The sequence below is a fragment of the Pseudonocardia sp. ICBG601 genome (genome assembly GCF_020496245.1).
The window spans coordinates 3,367,199-3,384,887 of record NZ_JAHLJA010000148.1; the positions used below are offsets into that span (position 1 = coordinate 3,367,199).

General features: G+C 74.3%; 16 protein-coding genes, 1 tRNA gene and 1 pseudogene. 15 read left to right on the plus strand and 3 right to left on the minus strand.

Annotated elements, in window-relative coordinates; translation table 11 throughout:
- Positions 1-11 precede the first annotated feature (11 nt).
- From KPL57_RS45390 to KPL57_RS45460, 15 genes and pseudogenes are all read left to right on the plus strand, one after another.
- Positions 12-683, plus strand: coding sequence for a DUF4097 family beta strand repeat-containing protein (locus KPL57_RS45390; RefSeq protein ID WP_226356528.1), 672 nt, complete (start codon positions 12-14; stop codon positions 681-683).
- Between the two features lie 190 nt (positions 684-873).
- Positions 874-1,767, plus strand: a complete 894-nt coding sequence (locus KPL57_RS45395; RefSeq protein ID WP_226356529.1) for a ParA family protein — start codon at positions 874-876, stop codon at positions 1,765-1,767.
- A gap of 2 nt (positions 1,768-1,769) precedes the next feature.
- A pseudogene (locus tag KPL57_RS45400) lies at positions 1,770-2,633 on the plus strand (ScpA family protein); the annotation flags it as partial.
- Between the two features lie 367 nt (positions 2,634-3,000).
- Complete coding sequence (scpB, locus tag KPL57_RS72940) at positions 3,001-4,563, plus strand: SMC-Scp complex subunit ScpB (protein ID WP_374203850.1); 1,563 nt, start codon at positions 3,001-3,003, stop codon at positions 4,561-4,563.
- A gap of 5 nt (positions 4,564-4,568) precedes the next feature.
- A complete protein-coding gene (locus KPL57_RS45410; RefSeq protein ID WP_226356530.1) occupies positions 4,569-5,330 on the plus strand; it encodes a pseudouridine synthase in 762 nt (253 codons plus the stop codon).
- Positions 5,330-5,692 carry a chorismate mutase gene (gene aroH / locus KPL57_RS45415; protein ID WP_020622138.1) on the plus strand — a complete coding sequence of 121 codons (363 nt, stop codon included), beginning with the start codon at positions 5,330-5,332 and terminating at the stop codon, positions 5,690-5,692. Before KPL57_RS45410 ends, aroH begins: the two co-directional genes overlap by 1 nt.
- Before the next feature lie 102 nt (positions 5,693-5,794).
- Entirely contained in the window at positions 5,795-6,469 is a 675-nt protein-coding gene (gene cmk / locus KPL57_RS45420; protein WP_226366053.1) for a (d)CMP kinase, read from the plus strand.
- Positions 6,466-7,149: a 1-acyl-sn-glycerol-3-phosphate acyltransferase gene (locus KPL57_RS45425; RefSeq protein ID WP_226356532.1), complete on the plus strand. Its 684-nt coding sequence runs from the start codon at positions 6,466-6,468 to the stop codon at positions 7,147-7,149. The genes cmk and KPL57_RS45425 overlap by 4 nt, the downstream gene beginning before the upstream one ends.
- A gap of 50 nt (positions 7,150-7,199) precedes the next feature.
- The gene (gene der, locus KPL57_RS45430; RefSeq protein WP_226356727.1) at positions 7,200-8,612 is read left to right on the plus strand and encodes a ribosome biogenesis GTPase Der; all 1,413 of its coding nucleotides are present in this window, start codon (positions 7,200-7,202) and stop codon (positions 8,610-8,612) included.
- The gene (locus KPL57_RS45435; protein WP_226356533.1) at positions 8,612-9,586 is read left to right on the plus strand and encodes a zinc-binding dehydrogenase; all 975 of its coding nucleotides are present in this window, start codon (positions 8,612-8,614) and stop codon (positions 9,584-9,586) included. The genes der and KPL57_RS45435 overlap by 1 nt, the downstream gene beginning before the upstream one ends.
- A 59-nt stretch (positions 9,587-9,645) precedes the next feature.
- The gene (locus tag KPL57_RS45440) at positions 9,646-9,879 is read left to right on the plus strand and encodes a hypothetical protein (RefSeq protein ID WP_226356534.1); all 234 of its coding nucleotides are present in this window, start codon (positions 9,646-9,648) and stop codon (positions 9,877-9,879) included.
- A 26-nt stretch (positions 9,880-9,905) separates the two neighbouring features.
- Complete coding sequence (locus KPL57_RS45445; protein WP_226356535.1) at positions 9,906-12,815, plus strand: LuxR family transcriptional regulator; 2,910 nt, start codon at positions 9,906-9,908, stop codon at positions 12,813-12,815.
- Between the two features lie 73 nt (positions 12,816-12,888).
- The gene (locus KPL57_RS45450) at positions 12,889-13,662 is read left to right on the plus strand and encodes a DUF5995 family protein (RefSeq protein ID WP_226356536.1); all 774 of its coding nucleotides are present in this window, start codon (positions 12,889-12,891) and stop codon (positions 13,660-13,662) included.
- 44 nt (positions 13,663-13,706) lie between these two features.
- Positions 13,707-14,414, plus strand: coding sequence for a response regulator transcription factor (locus KPL57_RS45455; protein WP_226356537.1), 708 nt, complete (start codon positions 13,707-13,709; stop codon positions 14,412-14,414).
- Positions 14,415-14,441: 27 nt separating this feature from the next.
- A tRNA-Pro gene (locus KPL57_RS45460) sits at positions 14,442-14,515 on the plus strand.
- 431 nt (positions 14,516-14,946) lie between these two features.
- Here KPL57_RS45460 and KPL57_RS45465 read toward each other — a convergent pair.
- The 3 genes from KPL57_RS45465 to KPL57_RS45475 all read right to left on the minus strand — a co-directional run bounded on the left by KPL57_RS45465 (position 14,947) and on the right by KPL57_RS45475 (position 17,489).
- Positions 14,947-15,435, minus strand: a complete 489-nt coding sequence (locus tag KPL57_RS45465; protein ID WP_226356538.1) for a hypothetical protein — start codon at positions 15,433-15,435, stop codon at positions 14,947-14,949.
- On the minus strand, positions 15,432-16,538 hold the full coding sequence (locus KPL57_RS72945; RefSeq protein ID WP_374203851.1) for an NlpC/P60 family protein: 1,107 nt from the start codon (positions 16,536-16,538) through the stop codon (positions 15,432-15,434). The genes KPL57_RS45465 and KPL57_RS72945 overlap by 4 nt, the downstream gene beginning before the upstream one ends.
- A gap of 318 nt (positions 16,539-16,856) precedes the next feature.
- Positions 16,857-17,489: a hypothetical protein gene (locus KPL57_RS45475; RefSeq protein WP_226356539.1), complete on the minus strand. Its 633-nt coding sequence runs from the start codon at positions 17,487-17,489 to the stop codon at positions 16,857-16,859.
- Between the last annotated feature and the right edge of the window lie 200 nt (positions 17,490-17,689).

A 17,689-nucleotide genomic window follows, 5' to 3' on the forward strand; every position in this document is an offset into this window, starting at 1 on the left:
ACGGAGCGTGGGTGACGGCGGTCGTGGCGGGACTCCTCCTGGCCGGATGCGGTGGTGTCGCCGCCGGGCAGGAGCAGCAGCAGGCGGTGAACGAGCCCGTCGACGGGGCGGTCACCCGGGTCGAGGTCGACTCCGACGCCGGGGCGCTGCGCCTCGTCGCGGGGGAGAAGGCGTCGGTCGAACAGGACCTGCGGTGGACCGGCGACGCCCGCCCGCAGGTCGAGCAGAAGGTCGACGGCGGCGTCCTGCGGGTCACCGTCCGCTGCCCGGACCAGGGCAGCGACCGCTGCCAGGCCGGTCTCGTGGTGACCGCGCCCGCCGCGTCGTCGGCGCTGGTCGACCTGCGTGCGGGCGGCATCGAGGTCCAGGGACTGACCGGGGCACTGGACCTGACGTCGTCGGCGGGCGAGGTCAGCGTCACCGGTGCCGGACCGGGCGACGTGCGGGCGAAGTCCAGCGCCGGCGCGGTCGAGCTGACCTTCGCCGCGGCGGCCGCGGACGTGACCGCGGAGTCCAGCGCCGGCGGCATCGAGATCCGGGTCCCGGTGGGTCCGGCCTACGAGGTGAACGCCCAGACCTCCGCCGGATCGACCGAGGTCGGGGTCCCCGACCAGCCCGGTGCCGACCACCGGATCACCGCGAAGAGCAGCGCGGGCGGGGTCTCGGTCCTGCCCGCCGGCTGAGGCGCGACACGCCGGGGCGCACCGTCGGCCGGACGGCGCCCGCCCGCAGGTAGGGTGACCTGGAAATCCATACCGCGACGTGGCCCGACGGGGACGTCGCCGCACGTGGGGACATCTCCTGCAGTGCGGTCTCAGGCCCTGACCGGGACCCGAGACCCGGCACGGTACCCGCGACGAGACCGGAGACCGCATGAACCCGACGCGGCCGGAGGCCCAGGGCAGGCTCGACGACCCGAGCGACGAGCCGGCGCCGGATCACGGGCGAGGCACCCAGACCACCAGCGCGCGCGCTCCCGAGCCCGCGCCGCTGTCGGTGCACGGCCCGGCGCGCGTGATCGCGGTGGCGAACCAGAAGGGCGGCGTCGGGAAGACGACGTCGACGATCAACCTCGGGGCCGCGCTCGCCGAGTACGGCCGCAGGGTCCTGCTCGTCGACTTCGACCCGCAGGGCGCGCTGTCGGTGGGGCTCGGCGTGCAGCCCCACCAGCTGGAGTCCACCGTCTACAACCTGCTGATGGAACGCGGCGTCGAGGCCGACGAGGTGCTCCAGGACACCGGCGTCGAGAACCTCGACCTGCTGCCGTCGAACATCGACCTGTCGGCGGCCGAGGTCCAGCTCGTCACCGAGGTCGGCCGGGAGCAGGCACTCGGCCGCGCCCTTAAGCGGTTCCTGCCCGACTACGACATCGTCCTCATCGACTGCCAGCCGTCGCTGGGCCTGCTGACGATCAACGCGCTCGCCTGCGCCGACGAGGTCCTCATCCCGCTGGCCTGCGAGTTCTTCTCGCTGCGCGGCGTGGCGCTGCTGATGGACACCATCGACAAGGTCACCGAGCGGCTCAACCCGGACCTGCGCCTGCTCGGCGTGCTCCCGACGATGTTCGACACCCGCACGCTGCACACCCGTGAGGTCCACGACCGCGTGGTGGAGGCGTTCGGGGACAAGGTGTTCGACGCCGTCATCAACCGGACGATCAAGTTCCCGGAGACCACGGTCGCCGGGGAGCCGATCACGACGTGGGCGCCCACGTCGTACGCCGCGGAGGCCTACCGGATGCTCGCCCGCGAGGTCATCGCCCGGTGACGCTGCTCGCCGACGGTGCACCCGAAGGTCTGGGCGACGGTCTCGACGACAACGACGTCGCCGCGCCGCGGACCCGGCGCTTCACCGTCCGGCTGTACAACTTCGAGGGCCCGTTCGACCTGCTGCTGCAGCTGATCGGCAAGCACGAGCTCGACCTCACCGAGATGGCCCTGCACAAGGTCACCGACGACTTCATCGCCCATCTCACCGACCTCGGCGACGATGCCGACCTCGACGAGATCACCGAGTTCCTGGTCGTCGCGGCGACCCTGCTGGACCTGAAGGCCGCGCGGCTCGTGCCCGGCGCCGAGGTCGACGACGAGGACGACCTCGCCCTGCTCGAGGCCCGTGACCTGCTGTTCGCCCGGCTGCTGCAGTACCGCGCCTACAAGGAGGCCGCGGCGCTGTTCGTCGAGCTGGAGAACGGTGCGATGCGCCGCTTCCCGCGCTCGGTCGCGATCGAGGACCGCTACGCCGACCTGCTGCCCGAGGTGCTGCTCGGCGTCGACGCGCAGGCCTTCGCCGAGCTCGCCGCCGCGGTGTTCCGGCCCCGCCCGCCCGACGAGGTCGGCGTCGACCACCTGCACGCGGTGCACGTGTCGGTGCCCGAGCACGCGGCGATCCTGCGGGAGCGCCTCGCGCTCGCCGGGACGGCCACCTTCGCCGACCTGACCGCCGACTGCGTCGCGACGCTGGAGGTCATCGCCCGGTTCATGGCGCTGCTGGAGCTGTACCGGGAGCGCTCGGTGGCACTGGAGCAGCCGGAGGCGTTCGCCGACCTGACGGTCACCTGGACCGCGGACCGCGAGGACGACCCGGTCGCCTACGCCGCCGCGCTGGAGGACGAGGCCGCCGCCGCCGAGGAGGCGGTCCGGGCGCGCAACCGGCGCCGCCGGAAGAGGAACCGCGTCGACGAGTCGGTCGCGTCCGGCCCCGGCTCCGCCCCTGACCCCGCCGCCGACTCCGATCCCGCCGCCGACTCCGATCCCGACTCCGATTCCGGAGCGGCCCAGGAGGCTCGGGACGCGGACCTGGACGACCCGGATACCGACCTGGACGATCCGGATACGGACCTGGACGACCCGGACGCGGACCTCGACGACCTCGGCGGTCCGGACTCCGACCTCGACCGCCCGGACGACCCGGACCTGGATCCGGTCGGCCCGGACGCGGACCTTGACGGTCTGTACGTGCTCCATCCCGACCCCGACGACGAGAGGACCGGAACCACCGGTGACTGAGCCGGACGACCGGCCGGGCTCCGACGACCCGGAGGACCCGTCCGAGCTGCTGCGCCTGATCGGCCGCACGGTGCCGCGCAGCCCGCACGCCACCGCGTCGCCGCAGGTCGCGCCGGGCGCGGAGGACCGAGCCGCCCCGGAGCCGCAGGGCCCGCCCGCGGCGGCCGACGAGGACGCGACCACCGCCGACGCCGAGCTCGCCCGGACCGCGGAGCCCGCCGACGACATGGACCCGTCGGCCGACAGCGATGGCGCCGCGGCGGATGGCGTCGTTGCCGATGGCGTCGTTGCCGATCGCGCGGCTGCCGACGGCGTCGCTGTTGATCGAGCCGGGGCGCATCACACCGATACCGGCGCCGAGCCCTCTGCGGGTGCCGAGCCCGCCGCCGACGCCGGTCCCGCAGCCGACGCCGAGCCTGGGGCGGCCGACCCGGCCCGCACGGAGTCGGCGGCCACCGGGGCGACCGAGCCGCACACCTCGGAGCAGCCCGAGCCCGCCACCGCCACACCGGTGGCGCCCCGCCCGGGCCATCGAGACGCACGTTCCGGCCCTGCCGAGGGCGGAAACGTGCATCTCGATGGGATCGGAGACCCCGCCGTCGGCGATGCCGCGACCGCCGACACGTCGGCGGACCATCGAGCGCTGCGAAACGGTGCTCGCGACGACGCATTCGCAACGCTCGCCGCCCAGGACGACCGGTCCGAGCGCCCCGGCGGGCGCGGCTCCGGCCACCTCGACCCGGCGACCGAGCCTCCGGGGCCGGGGACCGGTGACACGGCGGCAGCCGGGAGGACCGGAACGACCGGCGCCGCGGTCGGGCCGGAGAACGTGGCCGAGGCGGAGAACGCAGCCGAGCCGGAGGGCCCGGCCGGCCTGAAGGCCCGCGGAGTCGAGGACCCCCGAGCCGAGGACCCCCGAGCCGAGGACCCCCCAGCGGAGGAACCTGGAACAGAGGAACCCGGAACCCAGGACGAGCCGGAACCCGAGGAGCCCGAGTTCCACGAGCTCGCCGACGACACCGAGCTCGAGCACGCCCTGGAGGCGCTGCTGCTCGTCGTCGACGCCCCCGTCGACGAGCCGTCCCTGGCCACGGCGCTGCACCAGACGCCGTCGCGGATCCGGCAGACGCTGCACCGGATGTCGCTGGCCTACACCGCCGACCGGCGCGGCATCGACCTGCGCCGCGCGGGGGAGGGCTGGCGGTTCTACACCCGCGACCGCTACGCCCCCTACGTCGAGAAGATGCTGATGGACGGCCAGCGCGCCCGGCTGACCCGGGCCGCGCTGGAGACCCTCGCCGTCGTCGCCTACCGCCAGCCGGTCACCCGTGCACGGGTCTCCGCGGTCCGCGGCGTCAACTGCGACGGCGTGCTCCGCACCCTGCTCACCCGGGGACTGGTGGAGGAGGCCGGCACCGAGGAACACACAGGGGGGACACTGTTCCGGACGACCGAGCTGTTCCTCGAACGGCTCGGGATCTCCTCCGTGGCCGAGCTGCCCCCGCTGGCACCGCTGCTGCCCGACATCGACGCGATCGACGACCTGGAAAGCTAGGCACCATGAGCAACACACACGACCCCGACGGCGTCCGGCTCCAGAAGGTGCTGGCCCGCGCGGGCGTCGCCTCCCGGCGCGCGGCCGAGGACCTCATCGCGCAGGGACGCGTGCAGGTCGACGGCGAGACCGTCCGCGAGCAGGGCCGCCGGATCGACCCGGACACCGCGGTCGTCCACGTCGACGGCGCCCGGGTCACCCTGCGCGACGACCAGGTCTACCTGGCGCTGAACAAGCCGTTCGGGCTGCACTCCACGATGTCCGACGACCTGGGCAGGCCCTGCGTCGGGGACCTGCTCGCCGACCGCGTCGAGATCATGAACACCGCGCAGCGGCTGTTCCACGTCGGCCGGCTCGACGCCGAGACCGAGGGGCTGCTGCTGCTCACCAACGACGGCGAGCTCGGCCACCGGCTGATGCACCCGTCCTACGAGGTGCCCAAGACCTACCTCGCCGAGATCGAGGGCAAGATCGCCCGCGACCTCGGGCGACGGCTGCGCGACGGCATCGAGCTGGAGGACGGCCTCGCCCGCGTCGACTCGTTCAAGCTCGTCGACGCCCTCCCCGGCCGGGCCACGGTGGAACTGGTCCTGCACGAGGGCCGCAAGCACATCGTGCGCCGGATGCTCGCCGAGGTCGGCCACCCGGTGCAGCGCCTGGTCCGGACCCACGTCGGGACCGTGGCCCTGGGCAACCAGCGTCCCGGCAAGCTGCGTCCCCTCGACCGCGTCGAGGTGGGCTCCCTCTACAAGGCGGTGGGTCTCTGATGGCCGTACGGGCCCTGCGGGGCGCGACCCAGGTCGACGCCGACGACCGCCAGCAGATCCTCGACCGCTCCGCCGAGCTGGTCACCGCGGTGCTGGAGCGCAACGAGCTGGTGTCCGACGACATCATCTCGATCTGGTTCACCGCCACCCCGGACCTCACCGCCGAGTTCCCGGCGTACGCGGCACGGCTGCTCGGGCTGACCGACGTGCCGCTGATGTGCGCCACCGAGATGTCGGTGCCCGGCGCGCTGCCGCGGGTGCTGCGGCTGCTCGCCCACGTCGACACCCCGAAGCCGCGCTCGGCGATGCGGCACGTCTACCTGCACGGGGCGCGGGCGCTGCGCACCGATCTGCCCCAGTAGGACACCCCGCCCCGTCGTGGCGGGGGCCGACCGGCGACAATGCCGGACGCAGCAACTCGAACACGGTGGGGGAACAAGGTGGCCTTGCGGGGCGTCGTCGCGATGGACGGTCCGTCCGGGACGGGCAAGTCGACCGTCTCCCGACGGCTGGCGCAGGCCTGCTCGGCGGCCTATCTGGACACCGGTGCCATGTACCGCGCCGCGACGCTGGCCGCGCTGCGCGCCGGCCTGGGCGAGGGGGCGGCGGAGGACGAGATCGCCCGCGCCGCCGTCGGGGCCCGTCTGGAGTCGGGCACCGACCCGGCCGCCCCGACGATCACCCTGGACGGCGAGGACGTCTCCGGCCCGATCCGCGGCCCCGAGGTGACCGGGTTCGTCTCGGCCGTCTCCGCGGTGCCGCAGGTCCGGGCCGAGATGGTCGCCCGCCAGCACGCCCTGATCCGCGCGGCCGTCGAGAGCGGCGGCGGGATGGTCGTCGAGGGGCGCGACATCGGTACCGTGGTGGTGCCGGACGCGCCGCTCAAGGTCTACCTGACGGCGTCGCCGGAGGTCCGCGCGGCGCGGCGCGGGCGGCAGGACGAGAAGGCGGGCCGCAAGGCCGACCTGCACGTCACCCTCGCCGACGTCGAACGCCGGGACCGGCTCGACTCGTCGCGCCGGGTCTCCCCGCTCTACGCGGCGGCGGACGCGCTGGTGCTCGACACCGACCACCTGTCGGCGGACGCGGTGCTGGCGAAGCTGCGCGAGCTCGTCGCCGCGCGGGGGCTGGACGGGTGAGCCGGGCGCGTGCGCTGCCGGAGCACGCTCTCGGGTGGCTGCACGACCTCGGCCGCTGGATCGGCACCTGGCTGTGGGTCCCGTTCTTCCGGGTGCGGATCCGGCACCGGGAGCGGATCCCGGCGACCGGTCCGGTGGTGCTCGTCGCGAACCACAGCGCGTTCGTCGACGGACCTCTGCTGTTCGGCATGTTCGGGCGCCGTGTGGTGTTCCTGGTGAAGGCGGAGATGTTCTCCGGGATCGTGGGGACGCTGCTGCGGTGGTTGGGGCAGGTGCCGGTGCGGCGTGACGTCGTCGACCGGCGGCCGCTGACGACCCTGCTGGAGGTCCTGCGCGACGGCGGCATGGTCGCCGTCTTCCCGGAGGGCACCCGCGGCACCGGCGAGATCACCGCGGCCCGGCAGGGCGCGGCCTGGCTGGCCCGCTCGGCATCGGCGCCGCTGCTCCCGGTGGCGGTGCGCGGCACGCACCGCCCGGCGGGTGCGGCCCGCCGCCTCCGCCCCCGGGTGGACGTGCTGGTCGGCGACCCGCTGCCGGCGCCGACGGCGCCGGGACGGGACGGCCTGGCCGCCGCGACCACCGAGGTCACGGAGGCCCTGCGGACACTGGTCCGCGAACTGGACAACGAACACAGGCAAGTGACACGGCCCGACGCGGCCGGGGACGTGAGAGAGCAGTGAGCGAGTACAACAGCGGCGTCGAGATCGGTGACGCGGCCGACCGGGCCGAGATGGACCGGCTCGGGCTGGACCCGACCGAGTTCGTCGCCGTCGACGAGGACGGTGTCGTCACCGCCGGGATCGACCCCGACGAGATCCTGGCGACCCCGACCCTGGCCGTCGTCGGCCGCCCGAACGTCGGCAAGTCCACCCTGGTCAACCGGATGCTGGGCCGCCGCGAGGCGGTCGTGCAGGACGTGCCGGGGGTGACCCGCGACCGCGTCGTCTACGACGCGCTGTGGAACGGCCGCCGGTTCAAGCTGATGGACACCGGTGGCTGGGAGCCCGACGCCGCCGGCCTGCAGGGCTTCGTCGCCCGCCAGGCCGAGACCGCGATGCGCATCGCCGACGCGGTGCTGCTCGTCGTCGACGCCTCGGTCGGCGCCACCGCGACCGACCAGGCCGTCGCGCGGGTCCTGCGCCGCGCCGACGTGCCGGTGATGCTGTGCGCCACCAAGGTCGACGACGACCGGCTCACCTCCGACACCGCCGACCTGTGGCGGCTCGGGCTCGGCGAGCCGCACCCGGTGTCCGGCCTGCACGGCCGCGGCTCCGGTGACCTGCTCGACGCGATCCTGGAGATCCTCCCCGAGACCCCGCGCGACGACTTCGGTGCCTCCGGGGGCGGCCCGCGCCGCGTCGCGCTCGTCGGCAAGCCGAACGTCGGCAAGTCCAGCCTGCTGAACAAGCTGGCGGGCGAGGAGCGGTCGGTCGTCCACGACGTCGCGGGCACCACCGTCGACCCGGTCGACTCCCTGGTCGAGCTCGACGGCCAGGTGTTCCGCTTCGTCGACACCGCCGGCCTGCGCAAGCGGGTCAAGATGGCCTCGGGCATGGAGTACTACGCCTCGCTGCGGACCAGCTCCGCGATCGAGTCCGCCGAGGTCGCACTGGTGCTGATCGACGCCTCCGAGCCGATCGCCGAGCAGGACCAGCGGGTCCTGACGATGGTGGTGGAGTCCGGGCGCGCCCTGGTCATCCTGTTCAACAAGTGGGACAAGGTCGACGAGGAGCGCCGCCACCAGCTCACCCGTGAGCTGGAGCGCGACCTGATCAGCGTGCGCTGGGCGGAGCGGGTCAACGTCTCCGCGCTGACCGGGCGGTCGACCCAGCGGATCGCGCCCGCGCTGAACCGCGCGCTGGAGTCCTGGGACACCCGGGTGCCGACCGGGCGGCTCAACCAGTGGCTCAACGACCTCGTCGCCGCGACCCCGCCGCCGGTCCGCGGCGGCAAGCAGCCGAAGATCATGTTCGCGACGCAGGCGCAGACCCGCCCGCCGACGTTCGTGCTGTTCACCAGCGGCTTCCTCGAGGCGGGCTACCGGCGCTTCGTCGAGCGCCGGCTGCGCGAGGAGTTCGGGTTCGGCGGCACGCCGATCCGCGTCTCGGTCCGGGTCCGCGAGAAGCGCTCCCGGAAGAAGTGATGCGGGCCCTGCGCGGCCGTCCCGGTGCCCGGACCTGGGAGGTCGACGAGATCGACACCCCGGTCCCGGGCCCGGGGGAGCTGCTCGTGCGGGTCCGGGCGGCCGGGGTGAACCGGGCCGACCTGCTCGCGCTGGGTGGCGGCTATCCCGTCCCGCACGCCGACGACGACGGTTCCTTCACCGCGGGCATGGAGCTCGCCGGTGAGGTCGTCGCCGCCGGTCCGGGCGTCACCGGCGCCCCGGGCCGCGGGCCGGGGGACCGGGTGTTCGCGTCCGCGCCCGCCGCGTTCGCCGAGTACGCCGTCGTCGACGCCCGCCGCGCACTGCCCGTCCCGTCCGGGCTGACCTGGACCGACGCCGCCGCGCTGCCGGTCGCGCTGGAGACCGCGCACGACGCGCTGGTCACCCAGGCCGGGTTCGGCGCCGACGGCGGCGCCGTCCTCGTGCTCGGGGGCAGCACCGGGGTCGGCCAGGTCGCGATCCGGCTCGCCGCCGCGCTGGGCGCCTCGCCGGTCCTCGCGACGACGACCTCGCCCGCCAAGCGCGCCGCGCTCATCGACGCCGGGGCGGTCCCGCTCGTCGGGGTCGACGCGCTGGGCGACCTCGACAGGCCCGTCGACGTCGTGCTGGACCTCGTCGGCGGCGACCACCTGGCCGCCGCCCTGCCCGCCGTGCGGATCGGCGGGACCGTCGTGCAGATCGGCCGGCTCGCCGGGCCGACGGCGACACTGGACCTGAACACCCTGTCCTTCCGCAGGCTCCGCCTGATCGGCACCACCTTCAGCGTCCGCACCGCCGACGAGCGGGCCGCCGTCGCCGCCGCGCTGACGCCGGTCCTCGGCCTGGTCGGCGACGGCCGGGTGTGTGCCACCGTCGACCGGGTCGTGTCGCTGGACGACGCCCCCGGCGCCGTCGCGCACCTGCGCTCCGGCGGGGCCGTCGGCAAGGTCGTGATCGAGGTCGCCGGATCGTGACGCCGCGCCTGTAACCACCGGCGCCGCCCCGACGAGTGCCCGGGCGTGACGGTGTCGAGGTGACGGTGTTCGAGCGGCTCTGGGTGTGGCGTGTGCGCGCCGCCTGCGAGATGGCGCTGGCCCTGTGCGGCGGCGACGAGCTCGTCGACGACGCCCGCACCGAGGCCTCCTGGTACGCCGACCTGCTGCACCCGTGGGACGGCCGGGGCTGCGAACCCGACGCCCGCATCCACGCCTGGCTGTCGATCCTGCTCGCCCGGCGCACCGTCGCCGCGGGACCCCTGGAACGGTGACGACACCGTCACTATCGTGGCCGGGCGTGAGGGAGACCCCGGCCGAGGTGTTCCACGGCCGAGTCGCGGAGCTGGACCTGCTCGCCGGCGCGCTGCGTGACGCCGTCGCCGGCGGGGCCTCGGCCGTGCTCCTCGGCGGCGACGCGGGGGTCGGCAAGACCCGGCTGGTGTCGGAGTTCGGCCGCACCGCGACGAGCGGCGGCGCGGTCGTGCTGTCCGGCCGCGCGTTGGACATCGCCGACGCCCCGCCGTTCTGGCCGGTCGTGTCCGCGCTGCGCGAGCAGTCCCGCACCCGCGGCGCGCTGGGCCGGGAGTGCGCGGCCGCGCTGTCCCGGCTGGACCGCGCCGACGGGCCGGCCGGGCGGGTCGAGATGCTGGGCGAGCTGGCCGCCGTCGTCGAGCGGGCGGCCCGCCGGGCACCGGTGGTGCTCGTCGTCGACGACCTGCACCGCGCCGACCGCTCCACCCGCGACCTGTTCGCCTACCTGCTGGCGGCGCTGTCGTCGTCGCCGGTGCTGCTGGTCGGCACCTACCGCGACGACCCGGCCGGTGGCGTCCCGATCGACCTGCTCGGGCTCACCGGGGAGCTGCGCCGCCACCGCGGCGTGCGCTTCGCCCGGGTGGAGCCGCTGCCCCGGCACGAGCTGGCCGAGCTGGTCGCGCAGTGGGCACCGGAGCGCCACGACGTCGAGGACCTGGTGTGGCGGCACTCCGGCGGGAACGTGTTCCTGGCCCGCGAGACCGTCCGTGCCGTGCTCGACGGGGACCCGCGCGGCGTGCCGCAGACCGTCCGCGAGCTGGTGCGCGCGGGCGCCGCCGGGCTGTCGACGGGGGCGGTGGAGGTCGTGCGGGCCGTGGCGGCCGGGGTCGGGGAGGTCGAGCACACGCTGCTGGCCGCCGTCGTCGACGTCGACGGGCCGGAGCTGGCCGCGGCCGTGCGGGAGGCGGCCGACGCCGGGTTCGTCGTCGTCGCCGGTGCCGACGGCTACACGCTGCGGCACGGCCTGATGACCGAGGTCGTCTCCGCGGACCTGCTCCCCGCCGAGCGGGTCGAGCTGCACGGCCGCTACGCCACCGCGCTGCACGGCGGCCACCGTGTCCCCGGGTCGGCGGCCCGCCTCGCGCACCACTGGCAGCTCGCCGGGCGCCCGGACGAGGCGCTGGAGGCGACCCTCGACGCCGCGCAGGAGGCCGAACGGCTGCGCGGCTACGCCGAGGCGCACCGGCACTGGCTGCGCGCGGCGACGCTGCCGGTCCCCGACGCCGTCCGCGACCGCAGCCGCTACCTGGAGCAGGCCGCGTCCGCGGCGGCCCTGGCGGGCGACCACGGCTCGGCCGTGGCGCTGCTCGCCGAACGGCTCGGCGAGCCCGACGCGCCCCCCGGCACGGAGCAGGCGGTGCTGCGTTCCCGGCTCGGGCGCTACCTCGGCGCGGCGGGCCAGCTGGCCGAGGCCGAGGAGGCCTACCGGCGCGCCGTCGCCACCCTGCCCGCCGGCGACGACCCGGCCGACACCGCCGTCGCCGCCCGCGCCGAGGTCCTCGCCGGGTACGCGGCCGCGCTGCTCGACCGGGCCGACTACGCCGGTGCCCGCGCCGTCGCCGAGGACGCGCTGGTCGCGGCGCGCCGGGTGGGGGAGCCGCGGGCACTGGCGTCGGTGCTGGCGACGCTCGGGTTCGGTGCCGCGCACTCCCGCGACGGCGCCGCCGGGCTCGACGCGCTGACCGAGGCCGTCGCCGTCGCCGAGGCCGACGGCGACCCGGAGACGCTGGGGGAGTGCCTGGCCCGGCGCGCGGAGCTGCTGACCGGCCCGCTCAACGCCCTCGACGACGGCGTCGCCGCGGCCCGGGCGGGCGCCGAGCGGATGGCCGGGCTGGGGCTGGGCCGGACCGCGTCGGTGTCGCTGCGGGTGGTGGCGGCGAACGGGATGTTCCGCGCCGGTGCCTGGGACGAGGCCGAGCGGGAGGTGGCGACGGCGTGGTCGGCCGCCCCGTCCGGGGCGCAGATGCTGGAGCTGCGCCTGGCCCGCGCCCGGCTGCGGATGGGCCGCGGCGACCTCGACGGGTCCGACGTCGACCTCACCGCGGCCGAGCTCGTCGCCGGGTCGACGGGCCTGCCCAAGCAGCGGCTGCCGCTGCTGATCCTGCGGGCCGGGCTGGAGATGTGGCGGGGCAACCCGGAGCTGGCGTTCGCCCACGTCGGGAAGGGGCTCGACGTCGTCGAGTCCGGCATCGACGACGTCTTCGCGGTCGCGCCGCTGCTCTGGCACGGTGCCCGCGCGCACGCCCAGGCCGTCCTCGCCGGACGTCCCCCCGACGCCAGCGGGCTGCGACGGCTGCGCCGCCACCGGCGCGACCTCGTCGACCGCGGGGACCGCTCCGCCCCCGCGCTGCGCGGGGTGATCGCGAGCTACGAGGCCATGTGCTCCGCCGAGGACGCCCGGATCACCGCCGGGTCCGACCCGGGCACCTGGCGGGGCGTCGCCGACCTGCTCGACGGCCTCGGCCAGCCCTACCCGGGCTCCTACGCCCGGCTGCGCAGCGCCGAGGCGCTGCTGGCGGGCCGGCGCACCGAGGACGGCACCGCGGACCTGCGCCGCGCCGCCGAGCTCGCCGCGGGCCTGCGGGCCGGTCCGCTGCTCACCGAGATCGCCGAGGTCGCCCACCGGGCCCGGATCGAGGTGCCCGAGCTCGCCGCGGTCGCGACGGACGGTCATGCCCCGGTCGCCGTGGACGGCCCGCTGGCCCGGCTCACCGACCGGGAGCGGGAGGTGCTGGAGGTCCTCGCCGACGGCGCCACCAACAAGCAGATCGCGGCCCGGCTGTTCATCACCCCGAAGACGGTCGGCGCCCACCTCGCCTCGGTCTTCGCCAAGCTCGACGTCACCAACCGCACCAGCGCCGCGGCGGTCCTCCGCGAGCACCGCACCGACATCTAGGTCATTCGCCCTATACCTTCGCCGGGCCCGCTCGACCAGGCTGATCACCGGATCGAGCGACACGGAGGCAACGATGACGGCCACCATCGAGACGCCCTCCGGTGAGGGCACGGCCCCGGCGGGCCGGGCGCGCGTCGCTGCGCTGCTCGCGACGCCACCGGAGACGATCGACGGCGTCGTCGCGCACCTGGAGCACCTCCAGGAGATCCTCGAGTGCGAGTACGGCCCCGGCGACGGCGTCGCCTCGTTCAACCGGCTCTACCTGCGCATCACCCGCGGCATCCGCGACCAGCTCGACGACGACCTGTTCGCCGACCGGGACTTCCTGGTCCGGCTCGACGTCGAGTTCGCCCGCCGCTACTTCCGGGCCCTGCACGCCGAGGCGACCGGGGGGACCCCGCCGCGGTCCTGGGGGGTGCTGCTGGAGCGCCGCCACCACGAGCGGATCTCCCCGGCGGAGTACGCGGTGGTCGGGGTGAACGCGCACGTCAACTTCGATCTGGCGCCCGCGGTCGTGCGTACCTGCACGGTCCTCGGGCGCAGTACCCCCGGCCCGGCCGAGCGGGCCGACTACCGGGCCGTGAACGACGTGTTCTCCCTGCACATGGTCCGCCTGCTCGACGGCTTCGACCGGAAGGAGCCCGGCGAGATCTCGCTGTCCGAGCAGCTGCTCGGCTGCGTCGCCGACGTGCCGGTGGTGCTGGCCCGCGACGTCGCCTGGCGGCAGGCCCTCGAGCTGTGGGAGCTCCGCTCGCGGCCGATGGAGTACGAGAACGAGGTCGCGGCGCTCGACCGCCGGACCGCGCTCCTGGGGCGTGGCCTGCTCACGCTGGGAGCCCTGACGTGACACCCGCCCGAGTGGGGGGCGGGCGGGTGTCACACCCCCGGCCGGTGGCGGTCGCGCCGCTCGGGACGGTGCTGATCATCGACGACCACGAGCTCGTCGGGTCGTCGCTGGCGCTGGCCCTGCGCGCCGAGGGCGAACCGGCCTCGTTCCGCCCCGCCCACTCGCACGTCGACGTGCACCGCGCGATCGCCGGGGTCGAGCCCGGACTGCTGGTCCTCGACCTCGACCTCGGCCGCGACGCCGAGGGCCGCCGGATCGACACCATCCCGCTCATCCCGGGGCTGCGCGCCCAGGGGTGGCGGGTTCTCGTGCTCTCGGGCAGCTCCAGCCCCACCCGCATCGGCGCGGCCCTGCACCAGGGCGGCTTCACCTGGGTGTCGAAGACGGCCTCGATGCCCGCACTGGTCGTCGCGATCCGGGAGGCCCGCGTCGGGCGGTCGCTGCTGCACGCCTCCCACCGCGACGAGCTCGTGCAGCGCTACGTCGAGTGGGACCGCCGTCAGCGCGCCGTCCGCGGACGCATCGCGACCCTGACCCGCCGCGAGCGGGAGGTCCTCGAACTGCTCGCCGGTGGGGTGCGGGCGCACGCCATCGCCGAGCACTTCGTCGTGTCGCTCCCGACGGTCCGCACGCAGGTCAGGGCGGTGCTCGCGAAGCTCGACGTCGGGTCGCAGCTGGAGGCCGTCGCGCTCGTGCGCAGCGTCGACGCCACGGACGACACCCCCGGTGGGGTGCTGCCGTGGGTACGGTAAGGTTCTACGTGCCCCGCGAGGGGTGGCCGGGACGTGGCGCAGCTTGGTAGCGCACTTGACTGGGGGTCAAGGGGTCGCAGGTTCAAATCCTGTCGTCCCGACGGTCGGAACGAGGCGGTATCACCTTCGGGTGGTGCCGCCTTTTCTGCGTCTGACCTGCGGATTCGTCAGTTGCTGTGATCGTCGAATAATCGGCTTGGATGATCATGCGTGAGTCCATTGTGGTCCCATCGTGGAGCAAACGTGGAGCACGCTGCTCCACGGTGCGAAACAGGGTCAAGGTTCTGCTCCACGATTGTGGTGCCGTTCGGGTGAATCTGGCGCAGTGTGCTGCGGTTGGGCGCAGATCGGTGCCGGACCGTGAGCGCGCGCTCGGGGCGATCGATCGGGTGTGGGCGTCGGGTAAAGGGGTCGGACCCGGGAATCGGTGGTGGCCTCGCCGCTCGGCGGGGTCTGGGCCGGCGCGGTGTCCTCGGCAGGGGACCACGAGGACGTACTTGTGATGTGCGTGCGGTTCCGCCGCCGACGGCGGTCAGGAAGAGGAGGCGGCGCGGGCGGCGTCGATCGGCGGGACGTAGCCGTTGAGGCTGTTGATCGTCCGGTGCAGGCGGAGGTGCAGGGCGGGTAGTTCGGTTCCGGCGAGGCCGCCGTGTGCGGCGATGTAGTGCTCGATGTGGAAGGCGTGGTCGTTCATCACGCCGAGGACGCGACGGCTGGCGGTGCGGGTCACCTGGACCGGCGTGGTGTCCGAGCAGCCCAGGGCGTCGGGTGGGAGCCCTTCGGCGAGCAGTTCGGTCCTGATCGCGGCGCTCACGAACGGGCCGAGAGGGCGTAGCTCTGCGGCGGTCACGGCGGGGCGGAACACCGAGAACAGCGTCGTGGCGTGGGTCAGGAGCAGGCAGTTGCGTCGCTGGATCCGGAGCAGGTTCGCGTACCAGTCGTCGGGTGCGGGATCGAGGTCGGGCAGCGGGTCGGGTGGCCGCACCAGCGCGAGGACCTTGGCGGTGCCGCGGACGATCATCGGGGTGAAGGTACCCAATCACGCGGGGTCGCGGTGGTCACCTGCCAGCGATCCGTGCCGAGCGGCACGAGGACGACCAGCGGCTCCGTCAGGGCGGCGATCTCGGTGGCGTCGCGTTCACCGGTCGCGACGATGGTGAGGTGGTGCTCGCCCTGGGCTGTGCGGACGACGATCGGGGTCTCGGGTGCGCTCGCCGCGAGCGGAGCGGTCAGCCGGATCTGCCACTGGCCTCGATCGGAGGTGCTGCCCGGTCCGGTCGGGATCCGGTTCGGGGCCAGCTCGACGGTGTCGAGTGGACGGAGCGTGCCTGCGTCGAGGATCGCCACTGCGGGTGGTAGGGCGGGGGCAGGCGCGATCGCTGAGGGAGTGGGTGTCGCACCGATTTTGCTGGTGCCAGACGGCCCGCCCGACAGCGTTGGTGGTGCCGTGTTCGACGTAGTCGGTGGGATCGGTGAGGGCGACGCCTGGGGCGCGGAGATCGGGCCCGGGGCCTGCGGTGGAGCGGCTACTGCCGTCGGTCCGATAGACGGACCCGATGGTGCTGCCGGTGGCCCGCTCGTCGGCGACGGTGTGACAGCGGGCAGGTGGGTGATCGGCGGGGGGAGGGGCAGGGCCGGTGCGGGTGGTGCGGGGAACACGGTGATGTCGGGGATGGAGGGATCCGGTGTCTCGGGGACCTCGCGCAGGGGCGGGGCGGTGGTGCCGGGCTCGGCGGTCGGTCGGGTCGCGCCGAGGTAGTCATCGCCTGACCATCGGTACCAGGCGGTCTGGACCGGTTGACCGAAGGTGGGGGCGTTGACCATGCGGCCTTGTCCGATGAACATGCCGACGTGGTGGACCTTCGCGTAGGTGCCGTAGAACACCAGGTCCCCGGGCCGCAGCTCGACGCCGGCGGGGAGGCGGGGACCGTGGCGGAACTGAGTGTGTGCGGTGCGCGGCAGCGTGACCCCGGCCTTGGCGTAGGCGAACGTGGTGAGCCCAGAGCAGTCGAAACCGCGGTGTCCGTTCTCGGGGCCGTTACCGCCCCAGACGTAGGGGAGACCGATCTGGCGCATGGCGACCTCGACGGCGATCCGCGCTCGTTGCTCGGACGAGCCGTCCACGACGAGAACCGAACCCTCCGCGGTCGCCGCAGGCACCTCGGGGTCGGCGGGAGCGGCGGTGGGGATCGGTAGGGCTGTGGCAGCCGGGCCGAGGACCGGTCCGACGAACGGCCGGCCGGTGTGGGCGAGGGGCGTCGCGTCGCTTGCCGTGGTGTCCGCGGCCAGTGTCGTCGGGAGCTGTCCCGGAGCGGGGCTGAGGAACAGCGCCAGGTACCAGCACACAGAGCAGCCGAGACGGCCATCGCCGCGACCCACACGCCTCGTTCCGGACGTTCCTTCGTGGCCCGGGCGGGGCGCCGCCGCTGAACGGCGATCACGTCAGGATCCTTCCCCGGCGTAGAAGGCGACCCACTCGGCCTCGGCCCTCGCCGGGGTCCGGGCGGTCTCGTCGGCCGATTGGATCCACCACCGGAGCTGAACCGGTCCCACCTCGCTCGGGTCCGACGGCGTGTCGGTGAGGAGCCGACCGTCGAGGTAGAACCGGGTCGAGGATGCCGTGCGCTCGACTGCCCAGTGGTGCCAGCCCGCGGTCGGTACGTCGGATTCCTGAGTCAGGGTTACGGTGCGTGAGTCGAGACTCGGGTGCGGATCCTGCACCGTGGGACCGGTAGCGGGAGCAAGATCCATCCCGACGACAGCGTCCGGATCGTCACCGGGCAGCACCCGGATCCGGGCCTCCCACCGTCCGAGGAGCGTCTGCGGTTCCCAGACGGTGACGGCCGTTCGCGTCCTCGGGAGACCGGAACTCGCCGAGTCCGGACGGGGCTCCGGAAGGTTGAGGGCGGTGACCTGGTCATCGACGGTCAGCCTGTCGGGCCCGGGAGAGGCGATGTCCTGGTCCAGCACCGTCGTCGTCCAGAGGTCGAGCCCTGACTCGACGCGGTGGAGCTGCTGGGGGCTGCCCCACGACAAGAGTGACGCGGCCGTTCCAAGCCCACCAGGAACCGACACCGGATCCTGCGACAAGATCGCCCAGACCTACTCCCACGTCGCCGCCGAAGTCGACGCACGCCTCCTCCAAGGACTCCAAGACCGATGGGAGAAGGCGGTTGCTGAATGCGGAGAAGTCCCGGACTGGCGTACGGCGCCCCACCGGATGAGTGCTGATTAACCGACCTGGTGTGCAATCCGGACGCGATTCGACGGACGAC

Coding starts and splice junctions, on each gene's coding strand:
- KPL57_RS45395 (WP_226356529.1), top strand. CDS start 874: ATGAACCCGACGCGGCCGGAGGCCCAGGGCAGGCTCGACGACCCGAGC.
- KPL57_RS45410 (WP_226356530.1), top strand. CDS start 4,569: ATGAGCAACACACACGACCCCGACGGCGTCCGGCTCCAGAAGGTGCTG.
- aroH (WP_020622138.1), top strand. CDS start 5,330: ATGGCCGTACGGGCCCTGCGGGGCGCGACCCAGGTCGACGCCGACGAC.
- cmk (WP_226366053.1), top strand. CDS start 5,795: ATGGACGGTCCGTCCGGGACGGGCAAGTCGACCGTCTCCCGACGGCTG.
- der (WP_226356727.1), top strand. CDS start 7,200: ATGGACCGGCTCGGGCTGGACCCGACCGAGTTCGTCGCCGTCGACGAG.
- KPL57_RS45435 (WP_226356533.1), top strand. CDS start 8,612: ATGCGGGCCCTGCGCGGCCGTCCCGGTGCCCGGACCTGGGAGGTCGAC.
- KPL57_RS45450 (WP_226356536.1), top strand. CDS start 12,889: ATGACGGCCACCATCGAGACGCCCTCCGGTGAGGGCACGGCCCCGGCG.
- KPL57_RS45465 (WP_226356538.1), bottom strand. CDS start 15,435: ATGATCGTCCGCGGCACCGCCAAGGTCCTCGCGCTGGTGCGGCCACCC.